This window comes from Streptosporangium sp. G11 (assembly GCF_051192615.1).
Lineage (GTDB): Bacteria > Actinomycetota > Actinomycetes > Streptosporangiales > Streptosporangiaceae > Streptosporangium.
This window is the reverse complement of the sequence record NZ_JBPJUQ010000127.1, coordinates 1-13,479: the sequence shown is the minus strand read 5'-3', so window position 1 is coordinate 13,479 and position 13,479 is coordinate 1. Positions and strand designations below refer to the sequence as shown.

Below are 13,479 nucleotides of genomic sequence, written 5' to 3'. Positions count from 1 at the left end.
CTGAGAAGTATGATAATAAATCTACATTGTAAAGGCGCTGGCTCAAAGTTCAAGATCATTTACAATGGACTAAAGACCCAGCAGCTACAAACAGGCGGAGACGTCGCGCAGCTCGAAAGCATCAGCCCCTCCGAAACGGGCGAGCACAACGGCCTTCATCGGATCAGTCATAGCGGTGTTCCTCATCGTGGTTGTGGGTGCGCGACGCGCCGGGACGGGCGGTTCTCTCTCAGTGTCACGCGCACGATCCACACACTCCAGCAGCGGCAATGCCAATATCCGCGAGGATAGTGACACGCCTGTCGCGCGGTGCTCGGGCATGCTCCTTCCGTGGATGCTCGGGCGACGCAATGGCCCTTGGGGACCATTGGCAGTGGATCCGGCGCTAAGCCGTAATCGCCCTGGTCGGGGGTCGGTAGGGGGTGGAGCGGCCCGCGCCCGAGATGTTGGGGCGTTGGTCCCGAAAACGTCCCGCAATCACGGCCCCGACAGATCGGTTCTGGGACGGGTTTCGAGACTCGCCGTCCTGGGCGAACGGCTCCTACTGATGATCTTTTCAAGCCGTCCCGCAAAGGAGCGTTTCCGGGACGGACGTCGCTTAGCGCCGAATTCACGGCCGATGGTCCTCACAGGTCTTAATTCATATCTGGGTCGGAGTCAGGCTGCTGGTAGCAGCGCCGGCTCCAGACGGCTCTCCATCCGGATTGGTTGACGATCTGCGCGCTGAGGTGGTCCGGTCAGGCTTTGGCGGCGTTCGCGGCGATGGCGTCGGCATCCGGCTCCACGCACCTTCGGGAAGGTCGTGACCCATGCCCGGAATCACGACGAGTTCTGCGCCGGGAACGGCGTCGGCCGTGGCGCGTCCGCCGCTGACGTTGACCAGGGGGTCACTGTCGCTGTGGATGACCACCGTGGACACTTTCAGGGTGTGTAATGCCTGGGTGCGGTTGGTGGCTGTGGCGTTGGCCGCGATCTGTCGCAACGTGCCGGCGGGGTGGAATGCGCGGTCGAACTTGGCGGCGGCTCGACGGGTCAGTTCCGTTTCGCTGGTCTTGAACCCGGGTGAGCCGATGAGCTGATAGAGCGCGACATCGGCGGCGACTGCCGCCTCGCGGTCAGCGTCGGCCTGCGGCACCAGTGCGGTCGGGTCTTCGAGGCAGCTCCCGCCGCTCACCCCGTCGCTCGTGGTCGACATGATGGAAGCGAGGCTGGCGACGAGCTGCGGGTGGTCGATGGCCACCTGCTGTGCGATGCCGCCGCCCATCGAGGCCCCGACGAGGTGGGCCCGGGACACGTTTAGAGCTTCGAGCAGGCCGGCGGTGTCGGCGACCATGTCCGAGAGCCCGTAGCGCACCGTGGACAGGTCGCCGGCGAGCAGCCCGGCCAGATCGACGTCGCCGAGCTCGTCGAGCCAGGTCGACAGTCCGATGTCACGGTTGTCGAACCGGATCACGCGGAAACCGTGACCGGCGAAAAGTGCGCAGAATCCGTCGGGCCAGGCGATGAGCTGCTCACCCACACCCATGATCAGGAGCATCACCCGCTCGTGGGCGTCGCCGAACTCGTCGTAACAGGTAGTGATGCCATTGGACTCTACGAAAGGCAAGTCGTCTTCCTCTCCCAGCCGGTCGGGCGTCACGGGCAGGCGTTCACGTGCGGAGCGCCTGCCCGTGACGGCTGTCGATGTCGTGCGTTTTGGTTACAGGTAGCCGGGCTTAGGGGGCTCGACGGCGGTGAGGCCGCCGTCGACGGGGATGTGGGCGCCGCTCACGAACGAGGCGCCGGGGCCGGCGAGGAAGGCGATGACCTGGGCGACGTCTTCCGGCTGGGCGAAACGGCGCAGCGGGATGAGCGGGATGTAGCCCCGGAGATACTGCTCGGGGGCGCTGGTGAGGACAGGGCCGGGTGCGACCGCGTTGACGCGTACGCCGGACGGGCCGTACTCGGCGGCCCACGCGCGGGTCAGTGAGCTCACTGCTGCCTTGGTGGCTGCGTAGACCGCGTTGTTGACGTCCCCGATCACGGCGGCGCCGCTGCTGACGTTGATCACACTGCCGCTGCCGCGCTCGGCCATCTTCGGAGCCAGGGCGGTGGTCAGCTGGTAGACCGCGCGCACGTTGGCGTCGAGCATCGCGTCGTACTGTTCGCCGGTGATGTCGGCGCTGGGACCGAAGCTGCCCACCCCGGCGTTGTTCACCAGCACGTCCACCTCGCCGCCTTCCCGGGCCAGCCGGGCCACGTCGTCCGGGTTGGTCAGGTCGGCGGCGACGAAGCGGGCCGAGCCGCCGTCGGCCTGGATCTTCTGGACGACCTCCTCCCCGCGCTGGGCGTCGCGTCCGGTCACCACCACGCTGGCACCGCGCGCGGCCAGGGCGTAGGCCGTCGCCCGGCCGATGCCGGTGGTGGAACCGGTGATCAGGGCAGTCTTGCCGGTCAACTCGCTCATGACGGGAACCTCCTTGTCGAATTCTGTACCAATCGATCGGTACAGAACTACGATAGCACATCTGGATCGATCGGTAAGAAATGGGTAAGGTGGGTCACGTGGACGGTCAACGGAGCGCGCAGGTGGGTCGGCCCAGGGGCTTCGACGCCGACGAAGCGCTTGAGAACGCGATGCGGGTGTTCTGGGAGAACGGCTACGAGGGTGCGAGCCTCACCGACCTGACCGAGGCGATGGGGATCAACCGCACGAGCATGTACGCGGCCTTCGGCAACAAGGAGGAGTTGTTCCGGAAGGCCCTGATGCGATACAGCGACGGCCCGGCGTCGTACGGTGCCGAGGCGCTGGCCGAGCCGACCGCCCAGCAGGTGGCCACGGTGTTCCTGCGCGGCGCGGTCCGGAGCGCCACCCTGCCGGGCTACCCGACCGGGTGTCTCAGCCTCCGGGCGTCCCTGCTCGGGGGCGAGGACGGGCGGGTCATCCGCGACCTGCTGGCCGCCTGGGGAGAAGAGATCAGCACCAAGCTGACGGATCGGTTCCGGCGCGCGGTCGAGGAAGGCGACCTGCCGCCGGAGACCGACCCGTCAGTCCTGGCGAAGTACGTCATAACGATCGGGAACGGCATCGCAGTGCAGGCTGCCGGCGGCGCGGAGCGCGACATCCTCCAGTTGGTCGCCGACGCCGCCCTACGGAGCTGGCCGCCGGTCTAGCCGGTCCCCGGCTGGTCGTCGGCTCGCCGGTTACTTGGCCAAGAAGGTCAGCAGGGCCTCGTTGACCTCGTGCGCGTGGGTCCAGAGCAGGCCGTGCGGGGCACCCTCGATCTCGACGTAATCGGCCTGCGGGACCCGCTTGTGGAACTCGCGGGCGGTGGCGTCGATCGGCAAGATCCGGTCGCCGGTGCCGTGCAGGATCAACGCCGGCACGTCGATCGCGGCCAGATCTCCTCGGAAGTCGGTCAGCCAGGTCGGGACCACGGCGCTGGAGGCGTACCAGGAGGCGCCGACGGCGACGTTCCAGCTGTTGCGCAACGCTTCTTCGGACAGGTGGCCGCCCAGGTTCTCGTCGGTGTTATAGAAGTTCTTGTAGAACTCGGTGAACCAGGCGTACCGATCGGCGGTGGCCGCGGCGGAGATGCCGTCGAAGACCTCCTGCGGCACCCCGGTCGGGTTGTCCTCGGTCTGCAGCAGGAACGGCTCCAGTGAGGCCAGGAAGGCCGCCTTGGCGACCCGGCCGAGCCGTAGGCCCAGGTAGCGGCCGACCTCGCCGGTGCCCATGCTGAAGCCGACGAGCGTGACGTCGGTCAGGTCCAGGGTCTCGAGCACCGTGTTCAGATCGGCGGCGAACGTGTCGTAATGGAGTTCAGTGACAACCGGGCCGGGTTCGTGGTGGAGGGCGGGGGCACGGAGCGGCCCTTCCTGGTGGCTTTCGCCGGGCCTGCGAGCGGTGCCGGGGAGCAGGTTGCCGCGTATGCGGCGGCGCTGAGGGCGGTCGGGATGCGGGTCGAGCCCGACTCCGACGACGAGCAGACACTGCGGGTGTGGCCGGCCTGATGAGCGGTCGGCCGCCATGGTGCGGGTCAGCGGGGGCGGCGCCGCCGGATGGGGTCGGCGTCGGCGGTGATGCGGGCGGAGGTCTCCTACACCTGATGGGCCGAGCGGCAAGACCAGGAAGGTCAGGGCACGCTCGCGCCCTAGCGGGCACTCCCGCGCGGGCCTTCACCCCCGGCCTGAAGGCCGGAGCACTGGCTCGCATTTCGGTAGCCCTCAACCATGACCCAGGCCCCGCAGTTGGGTACTCCACCGGGGTGCGGCGGAGCCGCCCGCCCGGAGAAGCGGGTGCAGGCGAGGTCCATTCCTCCCCAGAAGAAGTGCACCGGACTGACCTTGCCGACGAAGTGCGACCGGAACTCGCCGATCACCCGGTTCGCCTGCAGCAGCTGTCGCCAGAACAGGGCGGCCGCGAAGGGCGACCGGTACGCCTGGTTCACGCGGTTCTACTCGGACTTCTACAACCTGGACGAGAACCTCGGCTCCCGGATCAGCCAGGAGGCCGTCACCGCCGGCTGGAACGTCGCGATCGGCAGCGCCCCGGTCGCCGCGTACGCGGTCGTCCCGTCCTGGATCGAGGACTTCCGCAGTGATATCGAGGCGGTGCGCGCCAGTGGCAAGCCGGCGCTGATCCTGCACGGTACCAAGGACAACATTCTCCCCATCGACGTCACTGGGCGTCGCTTCCACGCGGCGTTCCCCGAGGCCGACTATGTCGAGATCGAAGGCGCCCCACACGGTCTGCTCTGGACCCACGCCGACGAGGTCAACACCGCACTGAACACATTCCTCAACAAGTAGGACGCCGATCGGCGGAGAGTGGTCGCCTGAGTCGTCGAGGTCATCGCGTCATCCAGGTGCAGTTCAAAACGTCACCGACGCCGGTTCGGAACAGTTCAAACACTCGCACACAGGTCGTTGTCGCCCCGCCGAATATACCTCAGGTGCGTTCCGCTGCCCCTGTCGCGCGAAGGAAAGGTCGCGTGCTACGGGTGGCTTGACCCTGTCCCAAGAACGCGGTTTCTACTGGCCACAAAGTCGAGGTGGCTCGACATAACGTGCTGTATTCATAAGGAATCCCTTCATGCATCCCCTTGAGCAACTCGTCAGCAACTTCCAAGATCTCGTGGGACAGGTCCCCGAGTTCATCCAACCTGTCGTCGTGATGCTCGCCGGCGCGATCCCGTTCATCGAGGGCGAGGTGGCGTCGTTGATCGGTGTGGTGGGGGGCCTCAATCCCATCGTGACGGGCATCGCCGCAGCCGCATCGAGTACGAGATGCTTTACCCGAATGTCCAGTCGGCGTGAGAGTCAACCAAGCCGACTCCACCGAACTCGGGGTACATCACCGACCGGCTCGTCATGGATCAACCAGATCGAGCGCTGGTTCGGACTACTGACCGACAAACTCATCCGCCGCGGAGTCCACACCTCCGTCCAAGCCCTCGAAGACGACATCAAGGCCTGGATCGACACCTGGAACCAGGACCCCAGACCGTTCACCTGTACCAAGACCGCCGACGAGATCCTCAAGTCCCTCGCCGACTACCTCGCCAAGATCAACCCACCCAGTCAGCCATCAAAGAAATAGTTACCCTCTGGACTTGCGGCGCATCACACTAGCGGGGAGTACGACGGAACGCTGCTGGGTACCCCATTTCACATGGCGACGATCTGCCATTCCTGGTTGGCGCCGCCCTTGTCGGCCCATTGGATGACTCGGGCGCCGTCGGCTGTGGAGCCCGCCTCGACGTCCGCGCACAATCCGTTGCCGATGTTGACCAGCCGGTAGTAGCCGTTTGTGGCCGCGGGGACGAGTTTCCACCGCTGGTTCGCGCCGTTGTTGTCGGTCATCTGAACCAGGGCGGTGCCCTGATTGGCGTTCGGGCTGCTGAGGACCTTGCCGCTGCCGACACTGGACAGCCGGAACGAGCCGTCGGAGTTCTGCGACATCTGCCAGCGCTGGTTGGTCCCGCCGCTCCAGGGCCACTGGACAATGGCGGCACCGTCGGCGCTGGAGCCGCCGGAGACGTCCAGCACCTTGCCGCTGTTGCGGTTGACCAGGCGGACGACGCCGGTGGACGGGCCGCCGGTGCCCAGCTCGATGGAGATCGGGGTCGTCGTACCTGCGGTGAGTGAGACCTGTCGGGCGTAGCTGCCCACCGGCGAGGTGGCCACGCTTGCACTGGTGGTAATGGACACGATCCCGCGCCGGCAGATGAGCGTTACGGTCTGGGTGATGTCGGAGATGACGGTGGCGGTGACGGTCCGGGCGCTGAGGTCCCAGGTGAGTGACGCGATCCGGATGCGGTTGCGGCCGCGCACGCCGGTGATCGTGCCCTTGGCGAACTGGTCGGGCAGCGCGGGCAGCAACTCCAGGATGCCGGGCCTGGTGTAGATCAACGCCTCGGCGAGAATCGCGGGCAGGGAATTGGCGGCGTCGGCGTTGTAGATCGCCAGGTTCGGGTTGTGCGAGGTCATCAACGACCGGAAGATCATGTTGTTGCCCAGGATCTTCCGCACGTTGCCGTACACGCCGGCGCCGTCCTTGAGCCGGGCTCGGGCGAGGCTGCGGTGGATGGCGCCGTGGGCCTCTCCTGCCTCGTCTCCTCGCAGATCCAGTGCGCGGCTCGCGTAGCGGATCAGGTCGGGCTTGTCCTCGGGGTTGATCTCGTGCAGCGGCCAGAGGGGGTACATGTGCTGTACGTGACGGTGGTTGTATCGGTCGGTCAGGCTGGGCCACGACCATTCGGCGAGTGCCCCGTCGCCGTTGATTCGATAATCGGGCATCTTGGTCAGCAAGGCGGTCCAGCGTTGCACGCCTTGGCCTGGGCCCTGCTCGGTGCCGAGGACGTTGGCGGCGTCGATGGCGGCCTGCAGCGCGTGCTTGCCTGCGGCGATCTCGCCGGTCGCATTGATCGACAGCTGCCTGCCCGTGTTGCCGGGACTGTTCTCCATGGAGAAGCACGGCACGAAGATGACCTTGCCGTTGGCGTCGGTGCGGGTGAGAAAGTCCTCGTAAAATAGCGCGAGCTCGATCAGGACCGGAGCGAGCTTGGTGCGGTAGAAGGTGGCATCACCGGTGACCTGGTAGTACTCGAGCAGTGGATAGAGCAGCCAGTCGGCGCCGCCGATCCAGGTGTGGCCGGGAAACCCGCCGTCGAAATGCAGCATCTTGCCGTACTCGCCGTCGGTCCGGGAGGGAGCGAGCAGGCCGCGAGTGCCGTAGAGGTTTCTGGCGTTGGTGCGCCAGTCGTTGATCTGGCCGAGGATCAGGGTGAAGTAGCCGTCCATGGCCTCGGTGAGGGACAGGATGTTGCCGCTGGCGATCTGGAAGTTGATGTTGGCGTCGGTGGTGAAGTCGCCGGCCCACGCCGCGTCCCAGGCGCCCGTCCACAGGCCGGTCAGCCGCGGCGGCAGGACGCCGCTGGAACTGAGGAACAAATAACGGCCGGATTCATACATCCGCTCCAGCAACGCGAGGTCGATGACATTGCGGTTGGAATTCTGCCGCGCGATCAGCTCACTGGTCGACAATTGCCGATCGGCGGCGCTGACGTTCAGGTCGAGGCGTGAACGGTCGTACAGCGCGCTGTGCAGGGCGGTATGCCGCGTCAGCAACGCCGCGTAGTCGGCGCTCAGCGCGGCCAGCGCCGTGTGCAGCGGTTTGGCCTCCCACGCGGTGGACGACTCGTAGCGATCGAGTTTGGTCAGCAGCACGAGTTGGGTCGCCGCGGTCACGACAATGGCCGACCCGCTCACCCGTACCGAACCGCCGGTCGCGACCACCCGGGTGACGCCCTCATAGCCGAACGCTCCCTGCCCGGCGGGGTATCTGCCCCGCAGGTTGAGGTAGCCGTCACCGTTGCCGACCGTGGCCAGGGTGGTGAAACCGACAGACCCCGGCACGCCGTTCAGGGCGGTGTTGACGCTGAGCGTGGTGTCGATCGTCCGGCCCGGCGCGGCAGTGAGTTCGTGGACGATGACCCGGTCGGCTCGGGAGGCGAAAGCCCGGCGCGTCCACGCGCCGAAACCGTCGGTCCATGTCGAGGTGACCTCACCGGTCCTGAAATCGGTGATCCGGGCGTAGTCGTTGGCCGTCGTCATTCCTGGGGTGCTGATCTGCAGCTCATAGCCCGGATGGAAGGTCTGAGTCCAGCGCAGCGACCAGCCGGAGGTGAAGTCGCCGGTGGCACCGTTGAAGTCACCGGCAAGCGCCTTGTTTCTGACCCCCGCCAACCGGCCCGACAGCACCGGCGGAGTCAGGTTACGGGTGCCGTTGGGCAGAACGAACCGATGATGCGTGAAGACCACCTTCTCCAGGGCGGGCGCGCCGTAGAGCATAGCCCCGTACTCACCGTTTCCGGTCAGGAAGGCATCGGTCCAACTCGCGGCGGCGGCCGTGTCGTAGATGCCGCGCTGCGGCAGCTGCGGCGGCACGGCGGCAGCCGCTCGGTCAACGAAGATCACCGAAGGCAGCGCGGCAGCGCCTGCGGTCGCCACCGTGGTGGCGATGAAGCGTCGACGATTCATCGGCATGTTCATCGAAGCTCCTGATGGCGAGTTGGGGGTGATGGTTGCGGCCGAGTACCGCCAGTACCGCCGCGGCTGGTCCATCGCCGCGCTACGGTCACCATTCGATGGGACACCCTGCGGTAGAGCTCTCGCTCAAAAGGTGCCTTCGAAGGCAAGCACACCATGTGGTTTGGCTGAAAGGCATTCCATGAATAGCGCTCGTGTAACGTATGACGTCTTATGTCTTACGTCAAGAACAACTGTGAACGCCGCGTAACCTTTGGTCCGTTTTTCGAGGACAGCCGACGACTCTCTTAAGAGTTCGGTGTAACTTTCATTAGCAGGAAGGTCGGGAGCCAGGACGGTGACCGCGAGGTGTGCGCCTACCGCCGGTACTTCCTTCATCCATCCCTGGGCCCGCCGTGGCCGCCGGGAGTCATCTACATCGAAGTCAGCCAGCTCGGCATCTTCCGCGACGAGGACCTCACCTACGCCCTACGCCCTGCGCCTCAGCCAGGCCGGCGTCCCGGTTGAGTTCCACCTCCATCCCGGCGTCCCGCACGAGTTCGAGAACATCGCCTTCACCTCCGAGGTCGCCCGGCGCGTCATCGCCGACCGCGTCCGCGCCCTCGCCTCCTTGTGACCACGCCGCCCATGGCGCACCTCTCATGATCGGGACTGTACGGTTTTCGGCTCTGGCTCACTTTCGGTGGTAACGGAACGTGCACATCAAGCCGACGTCGCGGAGCTGGGCGGGTTCCTCACCAGACGCCTGTAGGATCGCGCGGCCGCCCATGCCCCTGCTTGCCGGACCGTGCCACGACACCCTTCTGACCAGCTGATTCGCCTCAAGCGTGTCCTCATCACCTGTGACCACGCTTGGTCACCACCGAAAGAGAGACAGAGCCGAAAGAGAGACAGAGCCGAAAACCGTACAGTCCCGGAGAAAGCGCTCATCTAATCATGCGGGTGAAGGCGTCTGGGGAGACGGAGGGAATGCCGGAGCCGTGCCGTGCGGGCTTGGCCGGGCGACGTGCCGGGGGCGGCGTTCGACGGCGGTGGCCAGGCGTTGGTCGATGCGCTGGGTGGGGGAGAGGTTGAGCGATTTGGGGTGGGCGTAGATCTGGGTGGTGTCGGGGGAGGAGTGGCCGAGCAGGGCTTGTACCGCCGACAGCTCTTCGCCTGCCTCCAGCAGGGCGGTGGCCACGCTGTGGCGGATGCCGTGAATGGAGAGTTTGTCGTGGTCGGCGACTCCGATGGCTTTGGCGATCTCAACCGGGCGTTACACACCATCATCCTCGTCCGGGCCCGCGTCGACTCCGACACCCACGCCTACATCGCCCGCCGCATCTCCGAAGGAAAAACCCCACGCGAAGCCCGTCGCTGCCTTAAAAGAGCCCTCTCCCGGCAACTATTCAAGCTTCTCGAACGCGACCCAGACCCCCTCCAGGCAACCGCTTGACAGATATAGCAGCCTCGGCCAGTGACGTTAGCGAGCCGTCGGAGCTCGGGTTATCGTCACTGACCGTTCTGATGCGGGTGGTCGCTCGTCCTGTCCCTCGCCGGCGGCTAACCCCGCACGTGCAGGCCGAAACCCTTGCGGCCCGGCACTTCCAGGCCCTCCTTCAACCGCAGTGACGGGATCTCGTAGTCACCGAAGTTCTGGCGCCGGAACGCGATCGGCTCGGTCGACTCCAGGGTGAGCAGGCGCTGCTCCCAGGCCTTGGCGACGTCCGGGTAGTCCTCGTCGGTCATCCGGTCGGTGCCGTACAGCACGAACGGCGGCAGCACCTCCACGCCCGGGTAGTACAGGATCCCGTGGTGGATCGGGAACAGCAGGTCCTCGATCGGGCCGTTGATCCCGCGATCGGTGTAGTGGGACTCCGGGCCCCCGACGGTCACCGACAGGATCGCCCGCCGCCCCTGCAGCGTCCCCTCACCGAAACGCTCGCCGTACCGGGTCTCGTCGTGCACTCCGACGCCGTACGCGAAGTGGAAGGAGAACACCCGGTCCACCCAGCCTTTGAGGATCGCCGGCATCGTGTACCACCACATCGGGAACTGGAAGACCACCGTGTCGGCCCACAGGAGCTTCTCCTGCTCGGCCGCCACGTCGGGCGTGAGCGCGCCGGCGTCGTAGGCCCCGGCCGAACTCGGTATCACCTGCAGCGGGCTCGTGGCGTGCTCGCCGAAGTCCGCCGCGTCCACCACGGCCTTCCAGTTCATCGCGTACAGGTCGCTCACCCGCACCTCGTGCCCGGCGGCTTCGAGAGTGGACACGGCGAGGTCCTTCAGAGAGCCGTTCAGCGAACGCGGCTCGGGGTGGGCGTAGACAATGAGCGTCTTCATGGCTGTTCCCTTCAAAGAGGTGTGTCGCCATAGATGCTCGGGCCGCCGAGGCCTCGTCATTCAGGGGCGCCTCTTCCATCGGACGGGACTTCCTGGTAACAGCAGGACCACCTTCACGTGCGTTACCGGAGCCATACTGGGGGGCATGGACGATCTCGCGGGCTTCCTGCGCACCCGGCGCTCCCGGGTCGACCCAGCGGCCGTCGGCATCCCCACCGACAGCCGCCGCCGCGTCGAAGGGCTGCGCCGCGAAGAGGTCGCGCACCTGTCCGGAGTCAGCGTCGACTACTACGTACGCCTGGAGCAGGGCCGCGCCACCCAGCCCTCCGAACAGGTCCTCGACGCGCTCGCCCGCGTCCTCAGCCTCGACGAGACCGAACGCGGGCACCTGTACCGGCTCGCCCGGCAGCGCCGCCGCCGCACCAAGTCGCCCAGCGGGCGCCTGCGGCCGGAGCTGCTTCGCGTACTCGACCTGGTCACCGACGCGCCCGCCCTGATCATGGACCATCGGCTGGACGTGGCCGCCGGGAACCGCCTCGCCGGGCTCCTCTACGGTCGGGAGATGCCGGGCTTGAACACCGCCCGGCACATCTTCCTCGATGAGGACGAGCGCGGCCTGTATGCCGACTGGGAGAAATGCACCCTCGACGTGGTCGGGCACCTGCGCCTGGCGGCCGGGAAGTACCCCGACGACCCGGGCCTGGCCTCGCTTATCGGCGAGCTGGCGATGGGCAGCAAGCGCTTCCGCCGCCTCTGGGCCCGCGCGGACGTACGCGCCCGCACACATGGACGCAAGGCGTACCGGCACCCGCTGGTCGGACTGCTGGAACTGCACCAGGAGAACTTCGCGCTGCCGGATGAATCGGGCATGGAGCTGCTGGTGCTGTCCGCGGCACCCGGGAGCCCCACCGAGGACGGGCTGCGCCTGCTGGGCGCGCTCAGTGGTGATGGACATCCCACAGTGAAAGGCCTGCCGGTAACGAAATAAGTCCGTTGCGGTCAGCAGCGGCGGTTGGCGGGTCGTCTTCGCGAGTGATGCGTTCGGCTGTGTCTGCGCCGAGGCGTAGTGGCCGAGGGTGGCGAGGTAGGCGTGCCCGGGATTTCGCCTGGGGTTCGGACGCGGAGTGGCGTCCGGGCATCGGGAAGGGGAGCCCTCCCGCTCCTTATCGTGCAGTCGCAACTCAGCCCGCTCACCCACCCGTGCCCGCGCGTGCTCCAGCAGCGTGGCGCTGCCATCAACGCCGACTACCTTCGCGCCACGTGCCAGCAGGTCGGCCGCGTAGTGTCCGGCTCCGCAGCCAACATCAAGGATCCTCGCGCCGGCGATGTCACCGGCGAGTTCCAGCATCGCGGGCCGATCGGTGTAGGCGTTGTAGGGGCTGATGCCGGCATGCTCGGCGAAGTAGTCACCGAGCGCGTCGTGGTAGGCGTTCTTCGGAGGCATCGGCACATCATGACGGCGGCAATCATTCATCCGCGAACGGATTTCAGCGCAAGGAACAAGACGAGATGAGAGGAGAGTCCGAGCTCCGGCATGGGGTCCCGGTAGTAATCGCGGAAAATCCAACGGATATCGCTGACCATCGTCGGCGTGAAACGTCCAGGCCAGGTCAGCGACATCCTCAGACCGGCCCGCCGTATCCACCGACCAGCGCACCAGCCCTGCGGCGCCCTCACATCAGAGCAGGCCAGAGGTAGGCGGGTAGCCCGAGGCATCTCAGCCTCGGGCTACCCGCCTCCGCAGACCGGACAGAACCTGAGTACTGCCCCCTTCCCGGAACAGCGTCTGCCCAGGTCAGCACGGTGAGAGCGCTACGGAGCCAATCCGGCCCGATGCCGGGCTCGGCTATCCACAGCCGAAACCCCGGCTTCTACGACGCCTTCATCAGCGCAGGTCAGACGGTACTTCGTTGGAAATTTCTTCATTGCTACCGGAACCCCCACCTGCACATCCTCACCGGCCACCAGCTGGCTCGTCGCGTCGGCCGGCCGGGCCCCGCGGCCGCGTTCGAGCGCACCCCAGTGACCTTCTCCAGCGTCGCCGACCGCATCGGTGCGACCGGCGTGCGCGAGCGGCGCGTGCGGGCCTACAGCGTCGAGCGCGACGCCTACGCCTGGTGGCTGGCCGAGGAGGAATGGATGAGAACCCCCGGCAAACGTCACCGCACCGGCGCGATCGCCGGCCAAGGCCGCCTCATCTTGGCTGGAGCACCCTCGCACGCGAACCGGGCCCGCTACCCGCGCGACCACCGCGGCCGCGCCGACCACCAAGCCGCCAGAGCTCACCTGCGGATGCAGCGCGACGCGGCCGCCACCCGAGCGCCTCGTCCGGCGGCCGCTGCATGACGAGCGACCGCGCCGACCGCGCCGACCGCGCCGACCCTTAACGTCAATGATCTTGCTCGGTCGCCTGATTGTGTACACAACCGCGTTCCGCCTCCCGGCGCTGGTCCCCTGCCCGCTCGCGGCCGGTTGCTCGTGTTTCGTCGCCTGGGCCGTGCGTGGGCCGTGCGTGGGCCGAGACAATGCCAGGCGTGCACAAGGGTGTCAGTCGGGTAGCCCAGGGGGATTTCACCCCTGGGCTCCCACAGATCCCGGCGTGAATCTCTCGATTCACCGGGCTCT

Annotated in this window: 14 protein-coding genes and 2 pseudogenes; 6 read left to right on the top strand and 10 right to left on the bottom strand. The window is 66.7% G+C overall.

Annotated elements, in window-relative coordinates; genetic code table 11:
* Window positions 1–640 precede the first annotated feature (640 nt).
* Together ACSDR0_RS46415 and ACSDR0_RS46410 are read right to left on the bottom strand one after the other, a co-directional pair.
* Complete coding sequence (locus ACSDR0_RS46415) at window positions 641–1,639, bottom strand: alpha/beta fold hydrolase (RefSeq protein ID WP_435295381.1); 999 nt, start codon at window positions 1,637–1,639, stop codon at window positions 641–643.
* Window positions 1,640–1,699: 60 nt separating this feature from the next.
* Complete coding sequence (locus ACSDR0_RS46410; RefSeq protein ID WP_435295380.1) at window positions 1,700–2,446, bottom strand: SDR family NAD(P)-dependent oxidoreductase; 747 nt, start codon at window positions 2,444–2,446, stop codon at window positions 1,700–1,702.
* 98 nt (window positions 2,447–2,544) lie between these two features.
* Here ACSDR0_RS46410 and ACSDR0_RS46405 point away from each other — a divergent pair, with 98 nt between their 5' ends.
* Complete coding sequence (locus ACSDR0_RS46405; RefSeq protein WP_435295379.1) at window positions 2,545–3,153, top strand: TetR/AcrR family transcriptional regulator; 609 nt, start codon at window positions 2,545–2,547, stop codon at window positions 3,151–3,153.
* Window positions 3,154–3,183: 30 nt separating this feature from the next.
* Here the strand turns inward: ACSDR0_RS46405 and ACSDR0_RS46400 are convergent, their stop codons facing one another.
* The 3 genes from ACSDR0_RS46400 to ACSDR0_RS46390 form a co-directional block, all read right to left on the bottom strand.
* Complete coding sequence (locus tag ACSDR0_RS46400; protein ID WP_435295378.1) at window positions 3,184–4,011, bottom strand: alpha/beta hydrolase; 828 nt, start codon at window positions 4,009–4,011, stop codon at window positions 3,184–3,186.
* 122 nt (window positions 4,012–4,133) lie between these two features.
* The gene (locus ACSDR0_RS46395; RefSeq protein ID WP_435295377.1) at window positions 4,134–4,430 is read right to left on the bottom strand and encodes a DUF5996 family protein; all 297 of its coding nucleotides are present in this window, start codon (window positions 4,428–4,430) and stop codon (window positions 4,134–4,136) included.
* A gap of 18 nt (window positions 4,431–4,448) precedes the next feature.
* Window positions 4,449–4,610 carry a hypothetical protein gene (locus ACSDR0_RS46390; RefSeq protein WP_435295376.1) on the bottom strand — a complete coding sequence of 54 codons (162 nt, stop codon included), beginning with the start codon at window positions 4,608–4,610 and terminating at the stop codon, window positions 4,449–4,451.
* Between ACSDR0_RS46390 and ACSDR0_RS46385 the strand changes: the two genes are divergently transcribed.
* Together ACSDR0_RS46385 and ACSDR0_RS46380 are read left to right on the top strand one after the other, a co-directional pair.
* Entirely contained in the window at window positions 4,594–4,791 is a 198-nt protein-coding gene (locus tag ACSDR0_RS46385; protein WP_435295375.1) for an alpha/beta fold hydrolase, read from the top strand. The two genes, ACSDR0_RS46390 and ACSDR0_RS46385, sit on opposite strands and share 17 nt — an antisense overlap.
* Before the next feature lie 544 nt (window positions 4,792–5,335).
* Window positions 5,336–5,581 (top strand): annotated as a pseudogene (locus tag ACSDR0_RS46380) (IS630 family transposase); the annotation flags it as partial.
* 68 nt (window positions 5,582–5,649) lie between these two features.
* On the opposite strand, the gene ACSDR0_RS46375 reads toward ACSDR0_RS46380, so the two are convergent.
* The 3 genes from ACSDR0_RS46375 to ACSDR0_RS46365 form a co-directional block, all read right to left on the bottom strand.
* The gene (locus ACSDR0_RS46375; RefSeq protein WP_435295374.1) at window positions 5,650–8,535 is read right to left on the bottom strand and encodes a glycosyl hydrolase family 95 catalytic domain-containing protein; all 2,886 of its coding nucleotides are present in this window, start codon (window positions 8,533–8,535) and stop codon (window positions 5,650–5,652) included.
* A gap of 454 nt (window positions 8,536–8,989) precedes the next feature.
* Window positions 8,990–9,175 carry a hypothetical protein gene (locus ACSDR0_RS46370; protein WP_435295373.1) on the bottom strand — a complete coding sequence of 62 codons (186 nt, stop codon included), beginning with the start codon at window positions 9,173–9,175 and terminating at the stop codon, window positions 8,990–8,992.
* A 291-nt stretch (window positions 9,176–9,466) separates the two neighbouring features.
* The gene (locus tag ACSDR0_RS46365) at window positions 9,467–9,712 is read right to left on the bottom strand and encodes a tyrosine-type recombinase/integrase (RefSeq protein WP_435295372.1); all 246 of its coding nucleotides are present in this window, start codon (window positions 9,710–9,712) and stop codon (window positions 9,467–9,469) included.
* A 3-nt stretch (window positions 9,713–9,715) separates the two neighbouring features.
* Between ACSDR0_RS46365 and ACSDR0_RS46360 the strand changes: the two genes are divergently transcribed.
* The gene (locus tag ACSDR0_RS46360; RefSeq protein WP_435295371.1) at window positions 9,716–9,967 is read left to right on the top strand and encodes a hypothetical protein; all 252 of its coding nucleotides are present in this window, start codon (window positions 9,716–9,718) and stop codon (window positions 9,965–9,967) included.
* 107 nt (window positions 9,968–10,074) lie between these two features.
* On the opposite strand, the gene ACSDR0_RS46355 is transcribed toward ACSDR0_RS46360, so the two are convergent.
* Complete coding sequence (locus ACSDR0_RS46355; protein WP_435295370.1) at window positions 10,075–10,854, bottom strand: NAD(P)H-dependent oxidoreductase; 780 nt, start codon at window positions 10,852–10,854, stop codon at window positions 10,075–10,077.
* Between the two features lie 145 nt (window positions 10,855–10,999).
* Here ACSDR0_RS46355 and ACSDR0_RS46350 point away from each other — a divergent pair, with 145 nt between their 5' ends.
* A complete protein-coding gene (locus tag ACSDR0_RS46350) occupies window positions 11,000–11,842 on the top strand; it encodes a helix-turn-helix transcriptional regulator (RefSeq protein ID WP_435295369.1) in 843 nt (280 codons plus the stop codon).
* A gap of 246 nt (window positions 11,843–12,088) precedes the next feature.
* Here the strand turns inward: ACSDR0_RS46350 and ACSDR0_RS46345 are convergent.
* Window positions 12,089–12,202, bottom strand: a pseudogene (locus ACSDR0_RS46345) (methyltransferase domain-containing protein); the annotation flags it as partial.
* Window positions 12,203–12,687: 485 nt separating this feature from the next.
* On the opposite strand from ACSDR0_RS46345, the gene ACSDR0_RS46340 reads away from it, so the two are divergent.
* Window positions 12,688–13,200 (top strand): hypothetical protein, encoded by a 513-nt coding sequence (locus ACSDR0_RS46340; RefSeq protein WP_435295368.1) that lies wholly within the window; start codon window positions 12,688–12,690, stop codon window positions 13,198–13,200.
* The last annotated feature ends 279 nt before the right edge of the window (window positions 13,201–13,479 follow it).

Bases quoted from the DNA above. Each gene is read 5' to 3' on its own strand.
- ACSDR0_RS46340 (WP_435295368.1), top strand. From the start codon at position 12,688: ATGCCGGGCTCGGCTATCCACAGCCGAAACCCCGGCTTCTACGACGCC.
- ACSDR0_RS46375 (WP_435295374.1), bottom strand. From the start codon at position 8,535: ATGAACATGCCGATGAATCGTCGACGCTTCATCGCCACCACGGTGGCG.
- ACSDR0_RS46350 (WP_435295369.1), top strand. From the start codon at position 11,000: ATGGACGATCTCGCGGGCTTCCTGCGCACCCGGCGCTCCCGGGTCGAC.
- ACSDR0_RS46370 (WP_435295373.1), bottom strand. From the start codon at position 9,175: ATGAGAGGTGCGCCATGGGCGGCGTGGTCACAAGGAGGCGAGGGCGCG.
- ACSDR0_RS46355 (WP_435295370.1), bottom strand. From the start codon at position 10,854: ATGAAGACGCTCATTGTCTACGCCCACCCCGAGCCGCGTTCGCTGAAC.
- ACSDR0_RS46400 (WP_435295378.1), bottom strand. From the start codon at position 4,011: ATGGCGGCCGACCGCTCATCAGGCCGGCCACACCCGCAGTGTCTGCTC.
- ACSDR0_RS46410 (WP_435295380.1), bottom strand. From the start codon at position 2,446: ATGAGCGAGTTGACCGGCAAGACTGCCCTGATCACCGGTTCCACCACC.